This is a genomic window from Candidatus Sulfidibacterium hydrothermale, from assembly GCF_020149915.1.
GTDB classification, from domain to species: Bacteria; Bacteroidota; Bacteroidia; order Bacteroidales; family F082; genus Sulfidibacterium; species Sulfidibacterium hydrothermale.
Genome location: NZ_CP083760.1, coordinates 2,324,280 through 2,343,403, shown reverse-complemented (window position 1 = coordinate 2,343,403; position 19,124 = coordinate 2,324,280). Strand labels below are relative to the sequence as shown.

Here is a 19,124-nt window from a genome sequence, read left to right as displayed (position 1 = left end):
TTTTTGCGGGGGCATTGCGATGGGTTTCCCGAATTTGTTTAATTTTCACAACAAAAATATTTGACATGGAGAAGAAAGACTGGTTTGGATTTTACGGTGATGTGCCGCATAGCCTGCATTATCCCGAAGGATCGCTTTACCAATTACTGAAAAAAAGTATTGACGAACATCCTCATGCCGTAGCTTACGATTTTTTAGACAAAACGGCCACTTATACCGAGTTGGGGAAACAAATTGACGCGTTGGCCTGTCAGTTTCATAAAGCCGGGTTTCGCAGGGGCGATACCATGAGCATTATTATGCCTACGTCACCACAGGGAATCCTGGCATTTTATGCCGTGAATAAACTGGGCGGTGTGGCTGCCTTTATCCATCCGCTTTCCACAGAGGAAGAATTAAAACATTACCTCACGCTGAGCCAATCCCGTTTTGCGCTTACACTGGATATCTTTTATGAAAAAATAGCCCATATCAAAAATGAAGTTCCACTGGAAAAACTTTTTGTTACGCACATCTCCGATTATATGCCACCGGTTAAAAAACTGGCTTATCGTCTGATAACTCTTCCGAAAAGGGTGAAAACAGATAAAACATGGACACTGTGGTTGGAAAAAACAGCAGCAGCCTGCGAAAAGCCTGTGTCTACAGCGAACATGGAGAGTGATGCGCTTGCCGTCATTTTGTTCAGTGGAGGTACAACCGGTGTTCCCAAAGGCGTCATGCTTACCAACAAAAACATTGTGTCGGAAGGAATGATGGTGGCTGCCTGGGGAAAACTGGATGAATCGGATACCATACTGGCTATTTTGCCCATTTTTCACGGCTTCGGGCTGAGTGTGTGCGTAAATGCCGCTTTGTTGGCCGGCGCCAAAACGGTACTGATTCCTAAATTTACTGTGAAAGATGTAGCCCGGTTGATTAAGAAGAAAAAGCCGACTTTTCTCATTGGTGTACCCACGCTGTTTAAAGCCCTGCTGGATGAGAAATCGTTCCGTAATTCCGATTTGAGTTTCTTGAAAATGTCTTTTTCCGGTGCCGATACGTTGCCGCGTAACCTGAAAGAAGCCTTTGACGAAACTGTTCGGAAAAACGGCGGAAAATCGGTGCTGCTTGAAGGTTATGGACTTACCGAAGCGGTGACGGCTATCATGGCGCTGCCGGCACACGAGTACCGCGAAGGTTCCATCGGACTGCCGTTCCCCGATATGGATGTGAAAATTGTGGATCCGGAGAGCTATCAGGAAATGCCTCACGGCGAAATCGGAGAGATCGTCATCCACGGGCCGGCGGTGATGAAAGGCTATCTGAACAATCCGGAAGAAACGGCTGCTACACTGAAAGTACATGACGACGGGGAAATATGGTTGCATACCGGCGATTTGGGTTACCGTGATGCCGATGGCTTTTTCTATTTCAAACAACGCCTGAAACGCATGATTAAATCTTCGGGAATGAATGTCTATCCTTCGGAAGTGGAAAATGTGATTTGTCAGCACGAAGATGTGAAATTTGCCTGTGTTATCGGCGTGGAAGATGCGCATCAGATGACCCGTATCAAAGCTTTTGTGGAGTTGCATCATCCGGAAGTGGCCGGCAGGGAAAAAGAAGAAGAGATCATCGCCTTTGTGCGAAAACGGTTGATAAAATGGAGCTGTCCGCGCGAAATCGAATTTATGGAAAAATTACCTTTGACCAAGATAGGAAAAGTGGATTTTAGAAAACTGGAAGAAATTGAATATGCAAAACAAAAAGGTCATTAACCTGTTCAGGGAGATAGCTGAAAATCCTTACGATTATTTACGAAAACAGAAGACGGAAACCGGTAAGAAAATGATCGGTTCCACCTGTGCTTTTACGCCCGAAGAGTTTATCATAGCTGCCGGGGCGCATCCTTTTCGCATTTTTGGTGAGTCGGAGAGCCTGTCGGGCGCCGATGCGCATATCCAGGCGTATGGATGTTCCATGGTGCGCGGCATGCTCGAAGACGGTCTTTCGGGAAAGCTTGACTTTCTGGATGGCGTGGTGTTTCCGCATGCCTGCGATTCTATCCAGCGGCTGTCGGACATCTGGCGGCTGAATATCCCGTCGCTGCATTTTGATGTGTTGTTGCCGGTAAAACTAGATACCCCGCTGGCCCAATCTTATTTTGTAAAAGTGCTCGAAAGGTTTCGGAAAGATTTGGAAAAGACACTCGACGTAGTGATTTCTGAAACTGCACTAAAAGAAAGCATCATTTTAATGAACCGGATGCGCAGCCGGTTGAAGCGTTTGTACGAATTACAATCCGAAAAACCCGGAATCCTCTCCGGCAGCGACCTTTCGGCAGTGGTAAAAGCCTGTATGGTAATGGATAAACAGGAAGCGGCAAACAGACTGGCAGAACTTATCGATGTTCTTGAAACATCGTTTACTGAAAAAAAGATCAAGCGTATTCTGATCTCCGGTAGTGTTTGCAGCCATCCGGATATTTACGAAATGATTGAAAATAAAGGAGCAGTAGTGGTTTGGGATGACTTATGCAGCGGCTCACGGTATTTCGAAGGCCTGGCCGATGAAGATACAGAACCGGTGCAGGCTATTGCCGGCCGGTTTACCGAAAGATATGTCTGCCCGGCCAAGCATCTCGGCGTAAAATTTCAGATGGAAAACCTGAAGATGCTGATAAAACAACACCATATTGACGGTATTTTGTTCATGTTGCTGAAATTCTGTGAACCTTTTTCATTTGATTATCCCGATATCAAAACCGAACTGGAAAAAATGGAAATTCCGTTTTTGCTGGTAGAGATGGATCGTCACAACGAAGTGGACGAACAGATGCGGACAAGAATTGATACCATGCTCGAAATACTGTAGGGATGTAGGATGTGAGATGTTAGATGTAGGATGTGAGATTTTGATGTAGTGTTTTTTAAAGTGTGTAAAATAAAAATTTGATATAAAATATATAACATGGCAGGACGACTGAAAGCGACGAAGCGGATGAAAAATATCATGAAGTGGTATTACATCGAAGCCAAATATGCCCGTTTTCTCGGGAAGAAAATTGCCTGGATTACCAGCGGCGGACCGGTAGAACCACTCATTGCCATGAACATTATCCCGATATATCCCGAAAACCACGGCGCCATGATCGGGGCTTCCAAAATGGGCGGGAAAATGTCGGAGTTTGCCGAAGGCCTCGGCTATTCGTCCGATGTGTGTTCATATACCAAAAACGATATCACGTCATCCATTACCAAAGAGAGTCCCATAGGCGGATTACCGGCTCCCGACATGCTTATTTGCAGTAATAACATTTGCGGGACGGTGCTTAAGTGGTACGAAATTCAGGCGCGCAAATTTAATGTGCCGCTTTTTATTTACGATACGCCGTTTGTGCATACTGAGTTTACCGACGAAGCCCGTGAATATGTAAACGAACAAACCAAGGAATACATCCGGTTTTTGGAAAAACACACGGGTAAAAAGTTCAATTACAAAAAGATGAAAAAAGTGGGTAAGCTTTCGCTTGAGGCTATGAAACTCTGGAAGAAGGTGCTGGAGACGGCGGAACATAAGCCCAGTCCCATGACGGCTTTCGATGCTTTTTTTCATTTGGCGCTGATTGTTACGCTGCGCGGGAAAAAGGTGGTGGTGAAATATTACCGGCAATTGCTGGAAGAACTGGAAGAACGTAACCGGCAGAACATCGGTGCAGTGGACAACGAAAAATACCGGTTGCTGTGGGACAATTTGCCCATTTGGTACCGCATGCGCTGGCTGTCCGAAAAATTTGCCTCACATCAGGCGGCGCTGGTAGCCGACACATATACCCAGGCGTGGTGCGGTGTGATTGATTACGTGAACGAAGATGATTTTTTGAGCAGCATGGGCGAGGCTTACACACGGATTCATTTGAATGTGGGCGTGGACCAGATGGCCGATACCATCAAAAAGTTTATCCGGCAGTACGATGTGGACGGATTGGTAATGCACTCTAACCGTAGTTGCAAGCCTTATTCTTTTGGCCAGTACGATATTCAAAACCTGTTACAGGAAGAGGATATCCCGGTTTTGATGATTGAAGCTGACATGACCGACGAACGGAAGTTTTCGGAAAGTCAGGCTGAAGCCCGCATTGATGCATTTATGGAAGTGATTAAACAACGAAAAAAGGAGAAACAGAAGTGATTTCATTGGGAATAGATATCGGTTCGTTAACCGCCAAAGCCGTTTTATACGACGGTAGTAAAATTGTTGAAAAACACCTGATACCAGTAGGATACAATTCAAAAAAGGCAGGGGAGAAACTGCTGGAAGAGTTGCTGCAGAAAGCCGGGATAAAACGCGAAGATATCGGTAAAATCGTTTCCACGGGTTACGGTCGTAACAGCATCGACTTTGCCGACCGGGCGGTTACGGAAATTATCTGTCATGGCAAAGGTATTCATTACCAGATGCCGCATATCCGTACCATTATTGACATTGGCGGACAGGACAGCAAGGTCATTGTGCTGGACAAAAACGGTAATGTGGCCAATTTTGTGATGAATGATAAGTGTGCTGCGGGTACCGGCCGTTTTTTGGATGTGATGGCCCGTGCCATGGAAACGGAAATTCACGAGTTCGGATTGTTGTCGTTGCAGTCGAAAAACCCGTCGAAAATCAGCAGCGTGTGTACGGTTTTTGCCGAGTCGGAAATCATTTCGCTGGTAGCCAAAGGCGAAAACCGCGAAGACATCACCTCGGGCATTCATTTGTCCATTGCCCGGCGGATCGCTTCCATGGTGAAACGGCTGGGAATGGTTCCGCCGGTGGCTATGAGCGGTGGCGTGGCGCTGAATGTGGGACTGGTGGATGCGCTGGAAAAGATACTGGATACCAAAATTGAAACCACACCCTTTTCACAGTACAGCGGAGCATTGGGGGCGGCTTTGCTGGGACAGGGAAATGAAGAATAAAGAGGAAGAGAAAAGTAACCATGGTTGTTATTGCCGTATCGGGATATTGATTTTGAATCTGTTTTTATAAAACAGAAAAGCCAATAATATGGTAAGAATCAGAGCAATAGTACATAATACGGAACCTTCAAAACCAAATTTACCTCCGTTGATAAAAGAGCTTCCCAGTTCATTGATAGTAAAGACAGGTGGGAATTTCTGACCGCTTACAGAAAATCCGAATACGGGTCCCTGAAAAAAGTTCCAAAACAGGTGCAGGCTTATCGGAAGCCAAAGGTTTTTGGTAAACAGGTAGATAATACCAAATAAAATTCCGGCAAGAAACAGGTTTATTAGGGAGAACCATGAAATATCAAAATTCAGGATATGAAAGAGTGAAAAAATTATGGAACTTATGATCAACGCAATATATTTGTTTGTCAAGTCCATTAAGTTGTTCAGAATGTAGCCCCGTATAAAAATTTCTTCTTCAAATGCAGCAAGAAAGAGGATGAAAAAATTTAAAAGAATCTTTGAAAAGTGTAATTGAACATTTAAGATCTGAATATATTTTCCAAAATACAGGATAAGGAATCCACCTCCCATAATAAATAATGCAATAAAAAAACCGGAAAGTAGATCGCTGGCTCTGTTTCTGAGTGAAAGCCCAATGGACATGATAGATTTTCCGTCAACATATTTTCTGAAAAAAAATACCACCAAAATGGTTGAGAAAAAAGTAAACAGCTGTAAAATGAGAATTTGCCGGAGTGACAGGTTCTCAATTATTTTTTTTGTCGGAGAAGGAATTCCGGCAACTATGGCGCCAATATACTGGGCTATCCCAGTTATTAAAATGTAAGTAAAAATAATGAGAACTATTCGTCCTCCCACTGGGATACCAGAATCTGTCCTTTTTTTCATGATTATTACTTGCTGTTCTTTAGTACTAAAAAGGCTAAAATAAAAATTAATAATGGGCGCCTGTTGGAAATATTACAAGAATATAATCTAAAATAGAACAGTACTTTATTTCACATTAAACTCCAGCAGCTTTTCGTCTTCGATAAAAGCTTCAAAATGATCGCCGATTTTCGTTGGGCCGACGCCTGAAGGGGTTCCGGTGAAAATCAAATCGCCCATTTTCAGCGAAATGAACTGCGACACGTAAGCAATGATTTTTTCGAAGCTGAACATCATGTCGGTAGTGGTACCTGATTGCCGCAGTTCGCCGTTGATTTTCAGCGAAAAATGCAGGTTGTGGATGTCGGGATAACGACTGGTGCTTACAAATTTCCCGACGGGCGCTGCGCCGTCGAAAGCTTTGGCGATTTCCCACGGAAGGCCTTTTTTCTTTTGTTCGGCTTGTAGGTCGCGGGCGGTGAAGTCGATGCCGATGCCGATTTCGTCAAAATATTTATGGGCGAAACGTTCTTCGATATGCTTGCCGTTGCGGTTGATTTTTAGTACGATTTCGGTTTCGTAATGTACTTCGTTTGAAAAATCAGGGTAAAAAAACGGGTTGTTTTTTTGCAACAGTGCCGTGTCGGGTTTCATAAAAAAGACCGGTTTTTCCGGCACGGGATTGTTCAGTTCTTTGGCATGTTCGCGGTAATTACGTCCGATACAAATGATTTTCATGGGATTATAATTTTATTGTTTCTTATTTCCTTTTTTCGTTGTTTACTCATCTGTTGCAACTTTATTCATCCGCTGTAAACGCAGACGAATTTGTATAAAATTATTTTCCGAGCATGCGCAGTTTGATTTTGGTGAGCAGTTTTTTGGTATAGAGCGGGAAGTCGGCTTTTTGCATCCAGTCGTAGTATGACGGTTCTTTGCGGAAGACTTCTTCCACGGTTTTGCCTTTGTGTTTGCCAAAATTAAAAACTTCTTCGCCTTTTTCGTTGTAGATGATTTGTCCCATCATATCAGCATTGCGGTGGTGGGTTGAGAACCGGGCGAGGGCATCCACATCGTTTTTTACCGGGGTATCGGTTTCTCCTTCTTTGTCGGTGTAAGTTGTGTCGGCGTAACGGTCGAGCTGGGCTTTCAGAATTTCGTAAGTAGCCTGTACGTCGGCGGTGGCCGAATGGGCGTTTTCGAGTTCCTTTTGCAGGTAAAAGCGGTAGGCGGCTTTCAGGGTGCGGGGTTCCATTTTCATAAAAATGTTTTGTACGTCAATGAAACGGCGGTTTTCCACTTCGAAGTCCACGCCGGCGCGCAAAAACTCTTCCACCAGCATGGGAATATCGAACCGGTTGGAGTTGTAGCCGGCAAGGTCGCAGTTGGCAAGAAAACGGTGAATATCTTTCGCTACCTGTTTGAACGTAGGTTTGTCTTTGACATCTTCGGCTGAAATGCCGTGAACTTTTTGGGCTTCTTCCGAAATGGGATAATCGGGATTGAGCAGCCAGGTTTTGGTTTCGGTGGTGCCGTTGGGGTTGACTTTGATAATGCAAAGCTCAATGATGCGGTCTTTGGATACATTGAGTCCGGTGCTTTCGATATCGAAAAAGGCAAGGGGGCGTTTCAGGTTTAATTCCATGGGATGTTTGTTAACATTGTAAATTCAGGGGCAAAGCTACGGTTTTTTGATGTAGGATGGGAGGATGTTTGGGTGGATGATGTGGGGATGGGAGGATGGAGAATTTTCGATGTGCGATGGGGAGATGGGGAGATGGATGAACGATGAATGTAGAGTGATAGTGATGAACCGGTTGATTTTTGAAATTTGTGATTTTTTTGCGATTTTAAACCTGGTCATTAGTCATTGGCGATTAGTTGATTTTAAGTGGTTTAGGGTCCTGCGTTTTGCGTTTGAACGTTTGTGATTTTTTTTTTGCGTATTGCTTTTTGGGATTTCAAATTTTGGTCATTGGTCACTGGTGATTGGGAAGAATGAATGATAAATGCAGAACGATGAGTGATTGATTTTCAATGTTTTATTACTATTTTACTGCCATCCTGAACGGAGCGAAGCGAAGTGAAGGATCTCAAAAGACGGGCAGTGTTAAAATAGATTCTTCGCTATGCTCAGAAGGACAAAAGAAGTTGGCTTTTGGGATTTTTTTGTCATTTGCTTTTTTGTTTTTTGGTGCTTGCCTTTAAGATTTCTGTCTGCGGCAGGGATGGTGCGGATAGCCCGCAGGGCCGGTGCCGACGAAAGGCTTGCGGAGGCGGGGCGACAAGCAAAGCCCCCGCCGGCGTTTAGCCGCTGCGGCACCGGAACGAGGACTATGAGCAACCAGCCCGTGAAAGCCTGTGCGTTTGCCCGCCCTTGTAAAAAATTCGGGGAAACCCGCCCAATAGGATTGTTCGGGCAGGCCCGCCCTGAAAAATTGTATCGGGAAAAGCCAATTCTTTTTCAAAATGGTTCTAAATATTTGGTTATGCCGGATATTTGTGGGCTGTTTTTTAATAACGAAAACATAAAAATCCTACTTTTGGGACTTCATTCATGAATCTATAAAAGTTAAATCGTATGAACTTACACGAATATCAAGGGAAATCCATTTTAAAAGGTTACGGGGTATCGGTTCCCACAGGCATTGTGGCCAACTCACCCGAAGAGGCGGTGAAGGCTGCCAAAGAGATTCAGAAATTAACCGGCTCGGACAAGTGGGCGGTAAAAGCACAGGTACACGCCGGTGGCCGCGGAAAAGGCGGCGGAGTGAAAATTGCCAAAAGTCTTGACGAAGTTAAAAAATATGCCGATCAGATTATCGGAATGCGCCTGGTAACTCCTCAGACCAAAAAAGAGGGAAAACTGGTGAGACGGGTGCTGATCGAACAAAATATTTACTATCCCGGTCCGGAAAAGGTGGAAGAATATTACATGAGTATTTTGCTGAACCGCGACCAGGGTCGTAACATGGTGATGTACTCGCCCCGCGGCGGAATGAACATTGAGCAGGTGGCTGAAGAGACGCCGGATGAAATTTATCACGAAATTATTGATCCGAAAGTAGGTTTGCAGGGCTTTCAGGCACGCCGGATTGCTTTTAATCTTGGCCTGAGTGGTGTGGCTTTTAAAGAGATGGTAAAATTTGTATCGGCTTTGTACAAGGCTTACGAAAGTATTGATGCCAGCCTGTTTGAAATTAACCCGGTGATTAAAGCTGCCGACGGAAAGATTTTTGCTGCTGACTCGAAAGTAGTGGTGGACAACAACGCTTTGTTCCGTCATAAAGATATTGCCGACATGCGTGATATTCAGGAAGAAGATCCGACGGAAGTGGAAGCCGGAAAATATGACCTGAACTTTGTGAAACTGGACGGAAATGTGGGCTGTATGGTGAACGGCGCCGGACTGGCCATGGCTACCATGGATATGATTAAAATGTCGGGCGGTGAACCGGCCAACTTCCTCGATGTGGGCGGTACAGCCGATGCCAAACGGGTGGAAGCGGCTTTCCGTATTATTTTGAAAGACCCGAGCGTAAAAGCGATCTTGGTAAACATTTTCGGCGGTATTGTACGTTGCGACCGTGTGGCTCAGGGTATTGTGGATGCTTATCACAGCATCGGCGATATTAAAGTGCCGATTATTGTACGTTTGCAGGGTACCAATGCCGAAGAAGGTAAAGAGCTGATTGACAAATCGGGCTTGAAAGTACTTTCGGCCATTAAACTGCAGGAAGCTGCTGAGCTGGTAAGCAAAGTGGTGAAAGAGCAGGCATAAACATTGATTTTGAATTTATTTTAATTTTTTTCGTGTCCGGGAATTTTAGCGGGCACAAGAACAAGGCTGTCCGATGGAGGGGGACAGCCTTTTTTTTTGTTTTCAGTAAGACAGGATTCTTTTAAAAAGGTTTATTTTTATTGTCGAAAACAAATGCAACACAATAGTCGAAATAAAGTGTGGTTTGTGGGGCTGGTGGTGTTACTGGCTTTACTTTTTGTAGCCAATCTGGGGATGGGATCGGTGATGCTTCCCTGGAAACAGGTGCTGCGGGCTTTGTTTGGACTGTCATCATCCGGAAATACGGCTTGGGTTATTGTTCATGACTATCGTCTTCCGCAAGCGGTTACGGCAGTGGCTACCGGAATTTTATTGAGTATGTCCGGGCTGGTTCTGCAGACGCTTTTCAGGAATCCTTTGGCCGGACCATCGGTTTTGGGAATCAGCTCAGGAGCCAGTTTGGGAGTGGCATTGGTATTGTTATCCGGAAGTGTTTTCGGGTGGCAACTTCCGGCTGCTGCCAGTGACTTTGGAATAGTCGTTGCGGCTTTTTTAGGTGCATTGGGTGTTTTGGCCCTGATCCTGTTTGTCTCGTCGCGTGTTTCAAATGTGGTTACCGTGTTGATTATCGGAATCATGTTAGGTTATGTGGTTTCGGCTGTGGTGAGTGTGTTGCAGTTTTTTAGTGGTTCGGAAGATTTACATGCCTATGTGTTGTGGGGATTGGGAAGCTTTTCGAAAACTACGGTAATCCAATCGTTCCGGTTATTGGAGATGGCTTTTGCCGGAATGGTGATTTTACTTTTTTATGTTCAACCGCTCAATGCATTGCTGTTGGGAGAACGCTATGCGCAAAGTATTGGTTTTCACCCTGTCCGTATTCAAAAGCGATTGATATTGCTCACCGGATTATTTATTGCAGCGGGAACGGCTTTTACCGGTCCGATTGCTTTTTTGGGGCTGGCGGTGCCTCATCTTGCACGGAGTCTTTTTAAAACATCGCGTCATGAAGTGTTGCTTCCGGCTACGGTTTTATCAGGAGCTGTGTTAGCCTTGTTTTGTAACCTGGTGGCCAAGCTCCCCGGATATGATGTTTCATTGCCCATCAATGCGGTTACTTCGTTGGTGGGAGCTCCGGTCATTATTGCGGTAATTATGAAAAACAGGCATTTAAAAACGGACTAGATGGAAAACAGATTACAAATCAGCCATCTGACTACGGGGTATTCGCCTGCCAGCAGAAAACCGCTCATCCTGCAACAGGAGATGAATGCACAATTAAAAAGCGGGCAGCTCATTGGCATCCTGGGAGCCAATGGAGCCGGTAAGTCCACGTTGTTACGTACATTGGCCGGATTTCAAAAACCGTTGTCGGGAGAAATTCTGATCAACGAAACTCCGGTGGATTTCCGTGATTTTAAAAAATTGTCCCGTTTGATTGCTGTGGTGCTGACTGACCGTTTTTCTGAGCCTTATCTTACTGTTTTTGATGTGATACGGACCGGAAGATTTCCGTATTTATCTTTTTGGGGAAAACTGTCGCCATCGGACCGGATGCAGATTACGCGGGCCATGGAGAAGTTAGGAATTGTGCAGTTTAAGGAAAAACTGTTTCATGAACTGAGCGATGGGGAGAAACAAAAGGTATTAATTGCCCGTGCGCTGGTACAGGATACGCCTTTTTTGTTGCTGGATGAGCCGGTGGCTTTTATCGATTCTCCCGGCCGGATCGAAATTATGGAACTGTTGCTTGCGTTGGCGCACGAAGAAAAAAAAGCAGTCTTGCTGACGACTCATGATATGGAAACCGCTTTGCAGTATACCGACTGTCTTTGGCTTTTGCACCGCGAAAAACCGCTGTTGACCGGAATTCCGGAAGATCTTGTTTTAGATGGCCAGGTGGAGCATTATTTAAAACGGACGGCTTTGGTGTTTGATAAATCCAAAGGACGTTTTGTAAAAGTTCGGCAAAAACAAGAAACCGGTCGCCGGGTTGTTTTGGAAAAAACAGATTCTGTCGAAATGCAATGGTTGAAAAGGGCATTGGAGCGAAAGGGATATGCCTGTGAAACAAAAGCTGATATGTCCGGATTGTGTTGGAAAGTTGATTGGCATGATGGACGTTTCCGGTTGTACCGGAATGAGGAAAAAAAGGGAGAATGCCAGCGTATTAGCGGCCTTTTAAATCAGCTTGAAGAAGAAATGGAAAATTAAATTTCCCCTGTTTGTACAAGAATTATTTTGTGTCTGTTCATCGTTTGCCAGGTATTTAACTTCTGTAGGTTTATTTTTCTTAAAGGCTAAAGATTGAATGATGTATAAACTGCGGGCAGGCTTACCGAAACGGCGGGCCTGCTCGATAATGGTCAGGCGGGCTTTCTTGACGAGGACAAGAAAGGAACAGAAAACACTTTAAAAATTCTTTTTCAATTCAAGTAAAAAAGTAATTCTGCCGGAATCAATGAATATCATTAAAAAACAAGGTGTCTACTGCAATATCGGAATAAATGAATGGGACATGGAATATCAATGGTTGCTATTTTTAATGGATTATCAAGTTGGTGAAAGTTGATTCAGGTAAAAATCCCCGTGTTTTTATATTCCCAATGTGTAGAACGAGAATTTGTGCAACAGAATGCTTTCGGCAAGAAAAGGGTACGGTTTGCTATCTTTTATTATCTTTAAGCCCGAAACAAAAACCATGATACTATGATCGATGAAAATCTTGTGAAGTATTTTGAAACGGCTATCAAAGAGAACTGGGAAAAGCCATCGGTTTCTGATTACAACGGGAAAACACTGACGTTTAAAGATGTAGGAGAGTCCATCCAAAAATTTCATCTTATTTTTGAGAAAACCGGCCTGAAAAGAGGGGATAAAATTGCCCTGATCGGGAAAAATTCGGCCCATTGGGCGGTGGCTTATCTCTCGGTGATTACTTATGGCGCTGTGATCGTTCCTATCTTACCCGACTTTTTGCCTAAGGATGTACATTATATTGTAACCCATTCGGAGTCGAAAGTTTTGTTTTCAGCTTCTTCCATTTGGAGTACGCTGGATGCAGGGCAGATGACAGAACTAAAATATGTTATCGGGCTGGAAGAACTGATGCCGCTTTTTTCGCGGACAGAACACCTGGATGAAGTAATCCATTCATTAAATGGTTTTATGCAGGAAAAATTCCCGGAAGGTTTGGATGGGACGAAATTTCATTTACCGGAAACCGGTAACGACCAACTGGGAGAAATCAGTTATACCTCCGGAACTACCGGCTTTTCCAAAGGGGTGATGCTGTTACACAACAGCCTGGCGGCTAATGTGCGTTTTGCCAGAGCCCACATGCCGCTGAAACCGGGGGATAAGATCGTTTCTTTTTTGCCGTTGGCCCATGCGTATGGATTGGCTTTTGAGTTTTTGTTTCCTTTTTCGCTGGGATGTCATATTACTTTTCTGACAAAAACACCCAGCCCGCAGATTATTACCAAAGCATTTCAGGAGATTCGTCCGCGGCTGATTTTATCGGTGCCGCTGGTGATCGAAAAAATTTATAAGAAGAAAATTTTACCGGTAATCAGAAAATCGCCGGTAAACTGGATGCTGAAAACGCCATTATTGAATAAATTGATTTACAAGAAAGTACTGGCCGGAGTAAAAGAAGGTTTCGGTGGGAATTTTGTGGAAGTGGTAGTAGGTGGTGCAGCTTTGAGCCATGAAATAGAAACTTTTTTCCGGACCATCGGATTTCCGATTACGGTAGGATACGGAATGACAGAATGTGGTCCGTTGATAGCTTATGCTCCGGCAAAAGAAGCCAAAATCGGTTCCTGTGGCCGGCCGGTGGATACCCTTGAAGTACGAATTGACTCCAACGACCCGGAAAATGAAGTGGGAGAGATCCTGATGCGGGGCGAAAACGTAATGGTGGGATATTATCGGAATGAAGAAGCCACCAAAATGGTATTGGACGAAGAGGGGTGGCTGCATTCGGGCGATTTGGGCCTGATGGATAAAGACGGTTTTATTTTTATCAAAGGGCGGAGTAAGAGCATGATCCTCGGTCCGTCCGGACAAAATATTTATCCTGAAGAAATCGAATCGGTGCTGAACAACCGGGCTTGTGTGGCCGAGTCGGTAGTGATTCAGCGTGACGGAAAATTAATCGCCTTGATTTATCCGGATGAAGAGGCCGTAAAAAGTATGGGGCTGACACACCAGGAACTGGAAGAAAAACTGGAAGCATACCGTAAAGAAATGAACAAGGAATTTCCGGCTTATATGGCGATTTCGCGGATTGTGGTCCATTCAGAGCCTTTCGAAAAAACACCGAAGCAGAGTATTAAACGGTTTTTATATCAATAGTTTTTTACCTAAACTTTTGTTGGTTTTTGTTGTTGTGTTGAACAGCAAACAATTATTTTGTATTTATGAATGATACGCCTGTCTTCCTCGAAAGAGTAGCCGGATTTCTGTTGCAATTGAAACCGTCCGAGGGGGCGGAGACACTGGTGGTTTTTCCGAATAAGCGTTCACAACTGTTTTTAAAACAGGCCATTTTGCGTGCTGCGGAAAAAGATTTCTGGCTTCCGCAAATGATGACCATTGACGATTTGATGGTACAGCTTTCCGGTGTTTCTGTGGTCGATCCTCTTCTCGCTTATTTTGAGTTGTATCAGATTCATCTTGAACAGGAAAAAGAGCAGGTGCGTACACTGGATGAGTTTTTTTCGTGGGCTCCGCTCATGCTGAATGATTTCAGTGATATTGACTATTCGCTTGCCGATGCTTACCGGTTATTTCACGAACTTTCGGAAGCCAAAGTGTTGGAAGAGTGGAATCTCGGTGAACGTCCGCTTACCGAGATGCAAAAAGATTATCTCTCTTTTTTCCATTCTTTGTATGCCTATTACGAAACGTTGCAGATGCGGCTGCTCAAAAAAAATGCCGCTTATAAAGCCATGGCTTACCGGCTGGCAGCCGAAAAGGTAAAGGACGAAAAAGAGCTGTTTTTTCAATGGAAACGGTTTGTTTTTGTGGGCTTTAATGCGCTGACGGAAGCGGAGAAACGGGTTACGGCAGCCTTGTCGGAAAAAGCAGAACTGCATTATTTTATTCATGCCGATCACTTTTATTTTTCGCCGGAGAAAAAAACTTATCATGAAGCCGGACGTTTTCTGCGTGAAATGGTCCGGTATCTTAAAATATCCAATCCTTTATGGGTGGATAACCGGTTGCTTACTACCGAAAAAGAGGTGAAAATTTATGGGGTACCCGGACAAACCCGGCAAGTGAAACTGGCCGGACAGATTTTGAGTGAATGGCTTGAAGAAGGTACTCCGGATGAAAAAACAGCCATCATTCTGGCAGATGAACATCTGCTGATTCCCTTGCTTGATTCAGTTCCTTCGTCGGTTTATAACCAGCCGGTGCATTACAATGTGACCATGGGTTACTCATTGGAATACAGCCCGTTTTATGATTTGGTGTATCGTTGGCTGAAACTTTTTCAGGTACAAAAAAACGGACAAAGTCAGGAGATCCGGGTTTTGTCAGAAGATCTGGAAATTTTGATGCAAAACCCGCTGGTGCAGATGCTGACGGGTAAACAACTTGCTGATTTTTACCCGGTTCAATCGGTTTATGCCCCGGTTTCATCGGTGCTTGCTGCAGCAGATGATGAGAGGCTGAAAACCTTTTTGGGAAACCTTTTTTCCGTAGGAAAAGATCCTTCCGTTTTTCCATCCCGTTTAAAAATATTTTTGCAGGCGTTGAAACAACTTCCTGTATTTTCTGCTCCGGAAAACCGGCTTTTGCAAAATCAGCTGATCCTGGTCATGCAGGTGGTGAAGCTGGTTGAGAATCTTTTTCAGGGACAAAGTCATATTCCTGATTTTGAAGGGTTACAGAAGATATTCCTGCAACTGCTCCGCCGGCGTGAAGTAAGCCTGAAAGGTGAACCCCTGAAAGGAATCCAGGTAATGGGAATACTGGAAACCCGTAACCTGGATTTTGACCGGATTATTGTTTTGGGAGCCAATGAAGGAATCTTGCCCAAAAACGGATTTCACGAATCGTTTATTCCGTACGATTTGCGCCGGGCACATCGCTTGCCGCTGCAAAATTCGGAAGCATCCGTGATGTCCTATTATTTTTTCCGGCTTTTACAGCATGCCCGGCAGGCGGTTTTTGTGTATAATTCTGAACCGGATGTGCTGGGAGGTGGCGAGATGAGCCGTTTCCTGCTTCAGCTTGAAAATGAGATTGCAGAAAAAAATCCCCGTTTCAGGTTGCAGAAAAAAATGGTTTATGTGCCTTTGCCGGATGTGACCCTGCATGCAGAAACCGAAATACAAAAAACAGCTTTGGTGCGTGAGCGTATGGATATGTTGATGGCCAATGGGCTGTCTCCTTCTGCACTGAATGTTTATATCCGTTGTCCATTACAGTTTTATTATCGGCATGTAGCGCAAATCCGGCTTCCGGACGAGCCGCAGGTTTCCATACAGTCTGATGTCTTCGGCAGCGTGTTGCACAGCGTGTTGGAAACGCTGTATCGTCCGTTTTTGGGACAACCTGTCCGGCCGGACGAACTGCTCCGGTATTTCTTAAAAGATCCGGATAAACTATTGCAGGAAAAGTTTCTTGAAATTTATGGCCCGCGTGACCTGAGTAACGGCCGGGATTTGTTGATTTATCATGTGGCCAAAAGGTATCTTGAACGGTTTATAAAAAACGATGTGAAAGCCCTGGAAAAAGAGCCCAGAGTTTTGGAAGGACTGGAACAAAAGGTTTTTGCCCGGCTTTCTGTAAAAGATAAAACGGTAAAATTAAAAGGGGTTATGGACCGTGTTGACCGGAAAACCGGCGAAGCCGTTTACCGGATTATTGATTATAAAACCGGAAAAACCGAACCGCGGTATTTGAAACCTGCATCGTGGGACGTTTTGCTTGAGAACACTGATTATTCCAAAGCTTTTCAGGTTTTGGTTTATTCCTGGCTTTTTTTGAAACAGGATGGGAGTGATAAAAAAGTACAACCTGGGATTATTAGTCTGAGAAGAGCTGATGGGGCCTTTTTACCGGTTTCTTTTCCGGAAGATGCTTCACAAAAAGAAATGATGGAGCAAACAGAAAATTTGTTGAGTGAATTGATTGGAGAAATATTGGATGAAACCATTCCGTTTTGTCAAACAGAAAACCCAAAAGTGTGTGAATATTGCGATTACAAAGGGCTTTGTAACCGAAAATAATTTTCTTTATCGTGGAAAAAACGTCGAGAAGTTTGTCCTTCCTGGTCTTCTGTCAATATATGAATTTTATTATTTTTGCTTATTACACCTGTTGGGTTTAAAAATGCGTCAAAAACGTAATTTTATATTAAAATGGGTGAATACCGGTCTTAAATTAAAAGGACTTAAATAGAAAGCAGGTTTTGATTTAGTACCGGAAAGGTCTTGTTGGCATACTTAACTCTTAATGCAATGGAAAAGGAAAAGAAGTACAATATTCTGATTGTTGATGACCGTCCTGAAAATTTGCTTACACTTGAAAGTATTCTTGAAAGTCCTGAACTCAACATTATTAAAGCCCATTCGGGTAATGAAGCGTTGGGTCTGCTTTTGGAATATGAAGTGGCTTTGGTACTCATGGATGTGCAAATGCCCGGCATGGACGGGTTTGAAACAGCTGAGATCATGCGGAGCAGCGAACGTACAAAGCATATTCCCATCATCTTTGTAACGGCTATCAGCAAGCAGCGAAAACATATTTTCAGAGGGTATGAAACGGGTGCCGTGGATTATTTGTACAAACCGCTGGATATGGAAATCCTGAAGAGTAAAATTTCAGCGTTTATTGATCTCTTCAAATATAAAACCTCATTGGAAGAAACCACGGCCAAGTTGCAAAAAACGGTGGAAGAGTTGCACGATGCTAAAATAGCCGCAGAAGAAGCTACGCAGGCTAAAAGTTCTTTTCTGGCTTCCATGAGTCATGAAATCAGAACCCCGCTTAACGGAATTATAGGTATTGCTGAGTTGGGTTTGATGGATAAGGATTTGAGTCCGTTACAGGCCGAGCGTTTTCTCGATATTAAAACATCCGGTCAAAATTTGCTTGAAATCATTAATGATATTCTGGATATCTCCAAAATCGAAGCCGGAAAGCTTGAACTGGAGGAAGCTGAATTCAGTATTCGTGAAATGCTGGATAAAGTATTTAAAATCATCAGCGTTTTTGCTCAGAATAAAGATCTGAACCTGGTGGTGGATATGGATCCGGATATTCCGGATGTTTTAATCGGCGACCAACTGCGGATTCGTCAGGTTTTAACCAACTTATTGAATAATGCGGTGAAATTTACCGAGAAAGGCCATGTGGAACTGAGTATCGGAATGATTGATTTGATTGAAGAACAGATTCGGTTGCGCTTTTGTGTGGAAGATACCGGATCAGGAATTCCCAAGGAAAAACAAGACCTGTTGTTTGAGAAATATACGCAGGCCGATGTTTCAACTACCCGGAAATATGGCGGTACCGGTTTGGGCCTGAACATTGCCCGTAAACTGGTGGAGCTGATGGGCGGAAAAATAGAACTGGAAAGCGAAGTGGGAGTAGGCAGTAAATTTTATTTCACCATTAACCTGATTACCGGTGATCAGGATTGTGAGCCGGAAAAACTTTCTCCGAAACCTCCGTTGAAACACAACCGGGTGCTCATAATGACTCCTTATCCTGAAATTGCCGATACCTTACGGAAAATCTTGCTTTTCTGGAATATTGAAATGGTTCAGGCTGAAAGTATGGCCAATGCCCGTGAAGTCCTGAAAAAAGATCCTTTCGATGTTTTCTTTGTGGACTTTAATGCCGGAGAATCCGATGTGGAAAAACAAACGGCTGAACTTCACACAGAATTTCCGGATATGCGTATCGTTTTCCTGTATAAAGAAATTGCCAGCCCGGAAATTGACCGGTTAAAACAAATGGGAAAATACAGCTTTATCAATAAACCGGTATTACAGCGTGATATAAGAGATCTTCTTGAAGGAATTACCCCGCATGATCGTAGTACATCCGGAAAAGGTAAACCGGAAGAGAAAAGTCCGGAAGGAAAACAGATTACCCTTCCTTTTGGTGACGGTATTGAGATTCTTGTAGCCGAAGACCAGCTGATTAACCGGAAAGTGATTCGCCAGTTCCTTGAAAGGAAAGGATGGCATGTAGAAGTGGTGGAAAACGGAAAGCAGGCTGTAGAAATGATAACCCAGCATCCCAAACGTTTTTCCTTAATCTTAATGGATGTACAAATGCCTGTGATGGATGGTTATGAAGCGACCCAGAAAATCAGAGAAGCGGAAGCACAAACCAAACGACATATTCCTATTGTGGCCATGACAGCCCATGCCATGAAAGGCGATAAAGAAAAATGTATTGCTGCCGGAATGGATTCCTACCTTTCTAAACCTGTGAACCCCGGAGAGTTGTACAGTATTGTGGAAAAATATACCCAGCATTAGATTTTT

At 44.0% G+C, this 19,124-nt stretch carries 15 protein-coding genes; 12 read left to right on the top strand and 3 right to left on the bottom strand.

The window, feature by feature from the left end; translation table 11 throughout:
* Positions 1–65 precede the first annotated feature (65 nt).
* The 4 genes from LA303_RS09485 to LA303_RS09470 all read left to right on the top strand — a co-directional run bounded on the left by LA303_RS09485 (position 66) and on the right by LA303_RS09470 (position 4,943).
* Entirely contained in the window at positions 66–1,760 is a 1,695-nt protein-coding gene (locus LA303_RS09485; protein WP_240525039.1) for an AMP-binding protein, read from the top strand.
* Entirely contained in the window at positions 1,738–2,856 is a 1,119-nt protein-coding gene (locus tag LA303_RS09480; protein ID WP_240525038.1) for a 2-hydroxyacyl-CoA dehydratase subunit D, read from the top strand. The genes LA303_RS09485 and LA303_RS09480 overlap by 23 nt, the downstream gene beginning before the upstream one ends.
* Positions 2,857–2,952: 96 nt before the next feature.
* On the top strand, positions 2,953–4,173 hold the full coding sequence (locus LA303_RS09475; protein WP_240525037.1) for a 2-hydroxyacyl-CoA dehydratase subunit D: 1,221 nt from the start codon (positions 2,953–2,955) through the stop codon (positions 4,171–4,173).
* Positions 4,170–4,943 (top strand): acyl-CoA dehydratase activase, encoded by a 774-nt coding sequence (locus LA303_RS09470; protein ID WP_240525035.1) that lies wholly within the window; start codon positions 4,170–4,172, stop codon positions 4,941–4,943. Before LA303_RS09475 ends, LA303_RS09470 begins: the two co-directional genes overlap by 4 nt.
* A 27-nt stretch (positions 4,944–4,970) precedes the next feature.
* Here the strand turns inward: LA303_RS09470 and LA303_RS13600 are convergent, their stop codons facing one another.
* From LA303_RS13600 to LA303_RS09460, 3 genes are all read right to left on the bottom strand, one after another.
* Complete coding sequence (locus LA303_RS13600) at positions 4,971–5,528, bottom strand: CPBP family intramembrane glutamic endopeptidase (RefSeq protein ID WP_394371583.1); 558 nt, start codon at positions 5,526–5,528, stop codon at positions 4,971–4,973.
* A 423-nt stretch (positions 5,529–5,951) separates the two neighbouring features.
* A complete protein-coding gene (locus tag LA303_RS09465) occupies positions 5,952–6,563 on the bottom strand; it encodes a fumarylacetoacetate hydrolase family protein (protein ID WP_240525034.1) in 612 nt (203 codons plus the stop codon).
* 100 nt (positions 6,564–6,663) lie between these two features.
* On the bottom strand, positions 6,664–7,470 hold the full coding sequence (locus LA303_RS09460; protein WP_240525033.1) for a 3'-5' exonuclease: 807 nt from the start codon (positions 7,468–7,470) through the stop codon (positions 6,664–6,666).
* A gap of 3 nt (positions 7,471–7,473) precedes the next feature.
* Here LA303_RS09460 and LA303_RS09455 point away from each other — a divergent pair, with 3 nt between their 5' ends.
* From LA303_RS09455 to LA303_RS09420, 8 genes are all read left to right on the top strand, one after another.
* Positions 7,474–7,617, top strand: a complete 144-nt coding sequence (locus tag LA303_RS09455) for a hypothetical protein (RefSeq protein WP_240525031.1) — start codon at positions 7,474–7,476, stop codon at positions 7,615–7,617.
* Between the two features lie 337 nt (positions 7,618–7,954).
* Complete coding sequence (locus LA303_RS09450) at positions 7,955–8,386, top strand: hypothetical protein (protein ID WP_240525029.1); 432 nt, start codon at positions 7,955–7,957, stop codon at positions 8,384–8,386.
* Positions 8,387–8,406: 20 nt separating this feature from the next.
* Positions 8,407–9,606 (top strand): ADP-forming succinate--CoA ligase subunit beta, encoded by a 1,200-nt coding sequence (gene sucC, locus LA303_RS09445; protein ID WP_240525028.1) that lies wholly within the window; start codon positions 8,407–8,409, stop codon positions 9,604–9,606.
* A gap of 153 nt (positions 9,607–9,759) precedes the next feature.
* Entirely contained in the window at positions 9,760–10,791 is a 1,032-nt protein-coding gene (locus LA303_RS09440; protein ID WP_240525027.1) for a FecCD family ABC transporter permease, read from the top strand.
* Positions 10,792–11,820, top strand: a complete 1,029-nt coding sequence (locus LA303_RS09435) for an ABC transporter ATP-binding protein (RefSeq protein WP_240525026.1) — start codon at positions 10,792–10,794, stop codon at positions 11,818–11,820.
* Between the two features lie 498 nt (positions 11,821–12,318).
* Positions 12,319–13,965 (top strand): AMP-binding protein, encoded by a 1,647-nt coding sequence (locus LA303_RS09430; protein WP_240527131.1) that lies wholly within the window; start codon positions 12,319–12,321, stop codon positions 13,963–13,965.
* 65 nt (positions 13,966–14,030) lie between these two features.
* A complete protein-coding gene (locus LA303_RS09425) occupies positions 14,031–16,853 on the top strand; it encodes a PD-(D/E)XK nuclease family protein (RefSeq protein ID WP_240525025.1) in 2,823 nt (940 codons plus the stop codon).
* A 231-nt stretch (positions 16,854–17,084) separates the two neighbouring features.
* The gene (locus LA303_RS09420; protein ID WP_240525024.1) at positions 17,085–19,118 is read left to right on the top strand and encodes a response regulator; all 2,034 of its coding nucleotides are present in this window, start codon (positions 17,085–17,087) and stop codon (positions 19,116–19,118) included.
* Positions 19,119–19,124 lie beyond the last annotated feature (6 nt).

What these genes read in the sequence shown, in the direction of transcription:
- sucC (WP_240525028.1), top strand. Translation starts at nt 8,407, where the DNA reads ATGAACTTACACGAATATCAAGGGAAATCCATTTTAAAAGGTTACGGG.
- LA303_RS09420 (WP_240525024.1), top strand. Translation starts at nt 17,085, where the DNA reads ATGGAAAAGGAAAAGAAGTACAATATTCTGATTGTTGATGACCGTCCT.
- LA303_RS09480 (WP_240525038.1), top strand. Translation starts at nt 1,738, where the DNA reads ATGCAAAACAAAAAGGTCATTAACCTGTTCAGGGAGATAGCTGAAAAT.
- LA303_RS09485 (WP_240525039.1), top strand. Translation starts at nt 66, where the DNA reads ATGGAGAAGAAAGACTGGTTTGGATTTTACGGTGATGTGCCGCATAGC.
- LA303_RS09460 (WP_240525033.1), bottom strand. Translation starts at nt 7,470, where the DNA reads ATGGAATTAAACCTGAAACGCCCCCTTGCCTTTTTCGATATCGAAAGC.
- LA303_RS09455 (WP_240525031.1), top strand. Translation starts at nt 7,474, where the DNA reads ATGTTTGTTAACATTGTAAATTCAGGGGCAAAGCTACGGTTTTTTGAT.
- LA303_RS09425 (WP_240525025.1), top strand. Translation starts at nt 14,031, where the DNA reads ATGAATGATACGCCTGTCTTCCTCGAAAGAGTAGCCGGATTTCTGTTG.
- LA303_RS09450 (WP_240525029.1), top strand. Translation starts at nt 7,955, where the DNA reads ATGCTCAGAAGGACAAAAGAAGTTGGCTTTTGGGATTTTTTTGTCATT.
- LA303_RS13600 (WP_394371583.1), bottom strand. Translation starts at nt 5,528, where the DNA reads ATGGGAGGTGGATTCCTTATCCTGTATTTTGGAAAATATATTCAGATC.
- LA303_RS09465 (WP_240525034.1), bottom strand. Translation starts at nt 6,563, where the DNA reads ATGAAAATCATTTGTATCGGACGTAATTACCGCGAACATGCCAAAGAA.
- LA303_RS09435 (WP_240525026.1), top strand. Translation starts at nt 10,792, where the DNA reads ATGGAAAACAGATTACAAATCAGCCATCTGACTACGGGGTATTCGCCT.
- LA303_RS09440 (WP_240525027.1), top strand. Translation starts at nt 9,760, where the DNA reads ATGCAACACAATAGTCGAAATAAAGTGTGGTTTGTGGGGCTGGTGGTG.
- LA303_RS09475 (WP_240525037.1), top strand. Translation starts at nt 2,953, where the DNA reads ATGGCAGGACGACTGAAAGCGACGAAGCGGATGAAAAATATCATGAAG.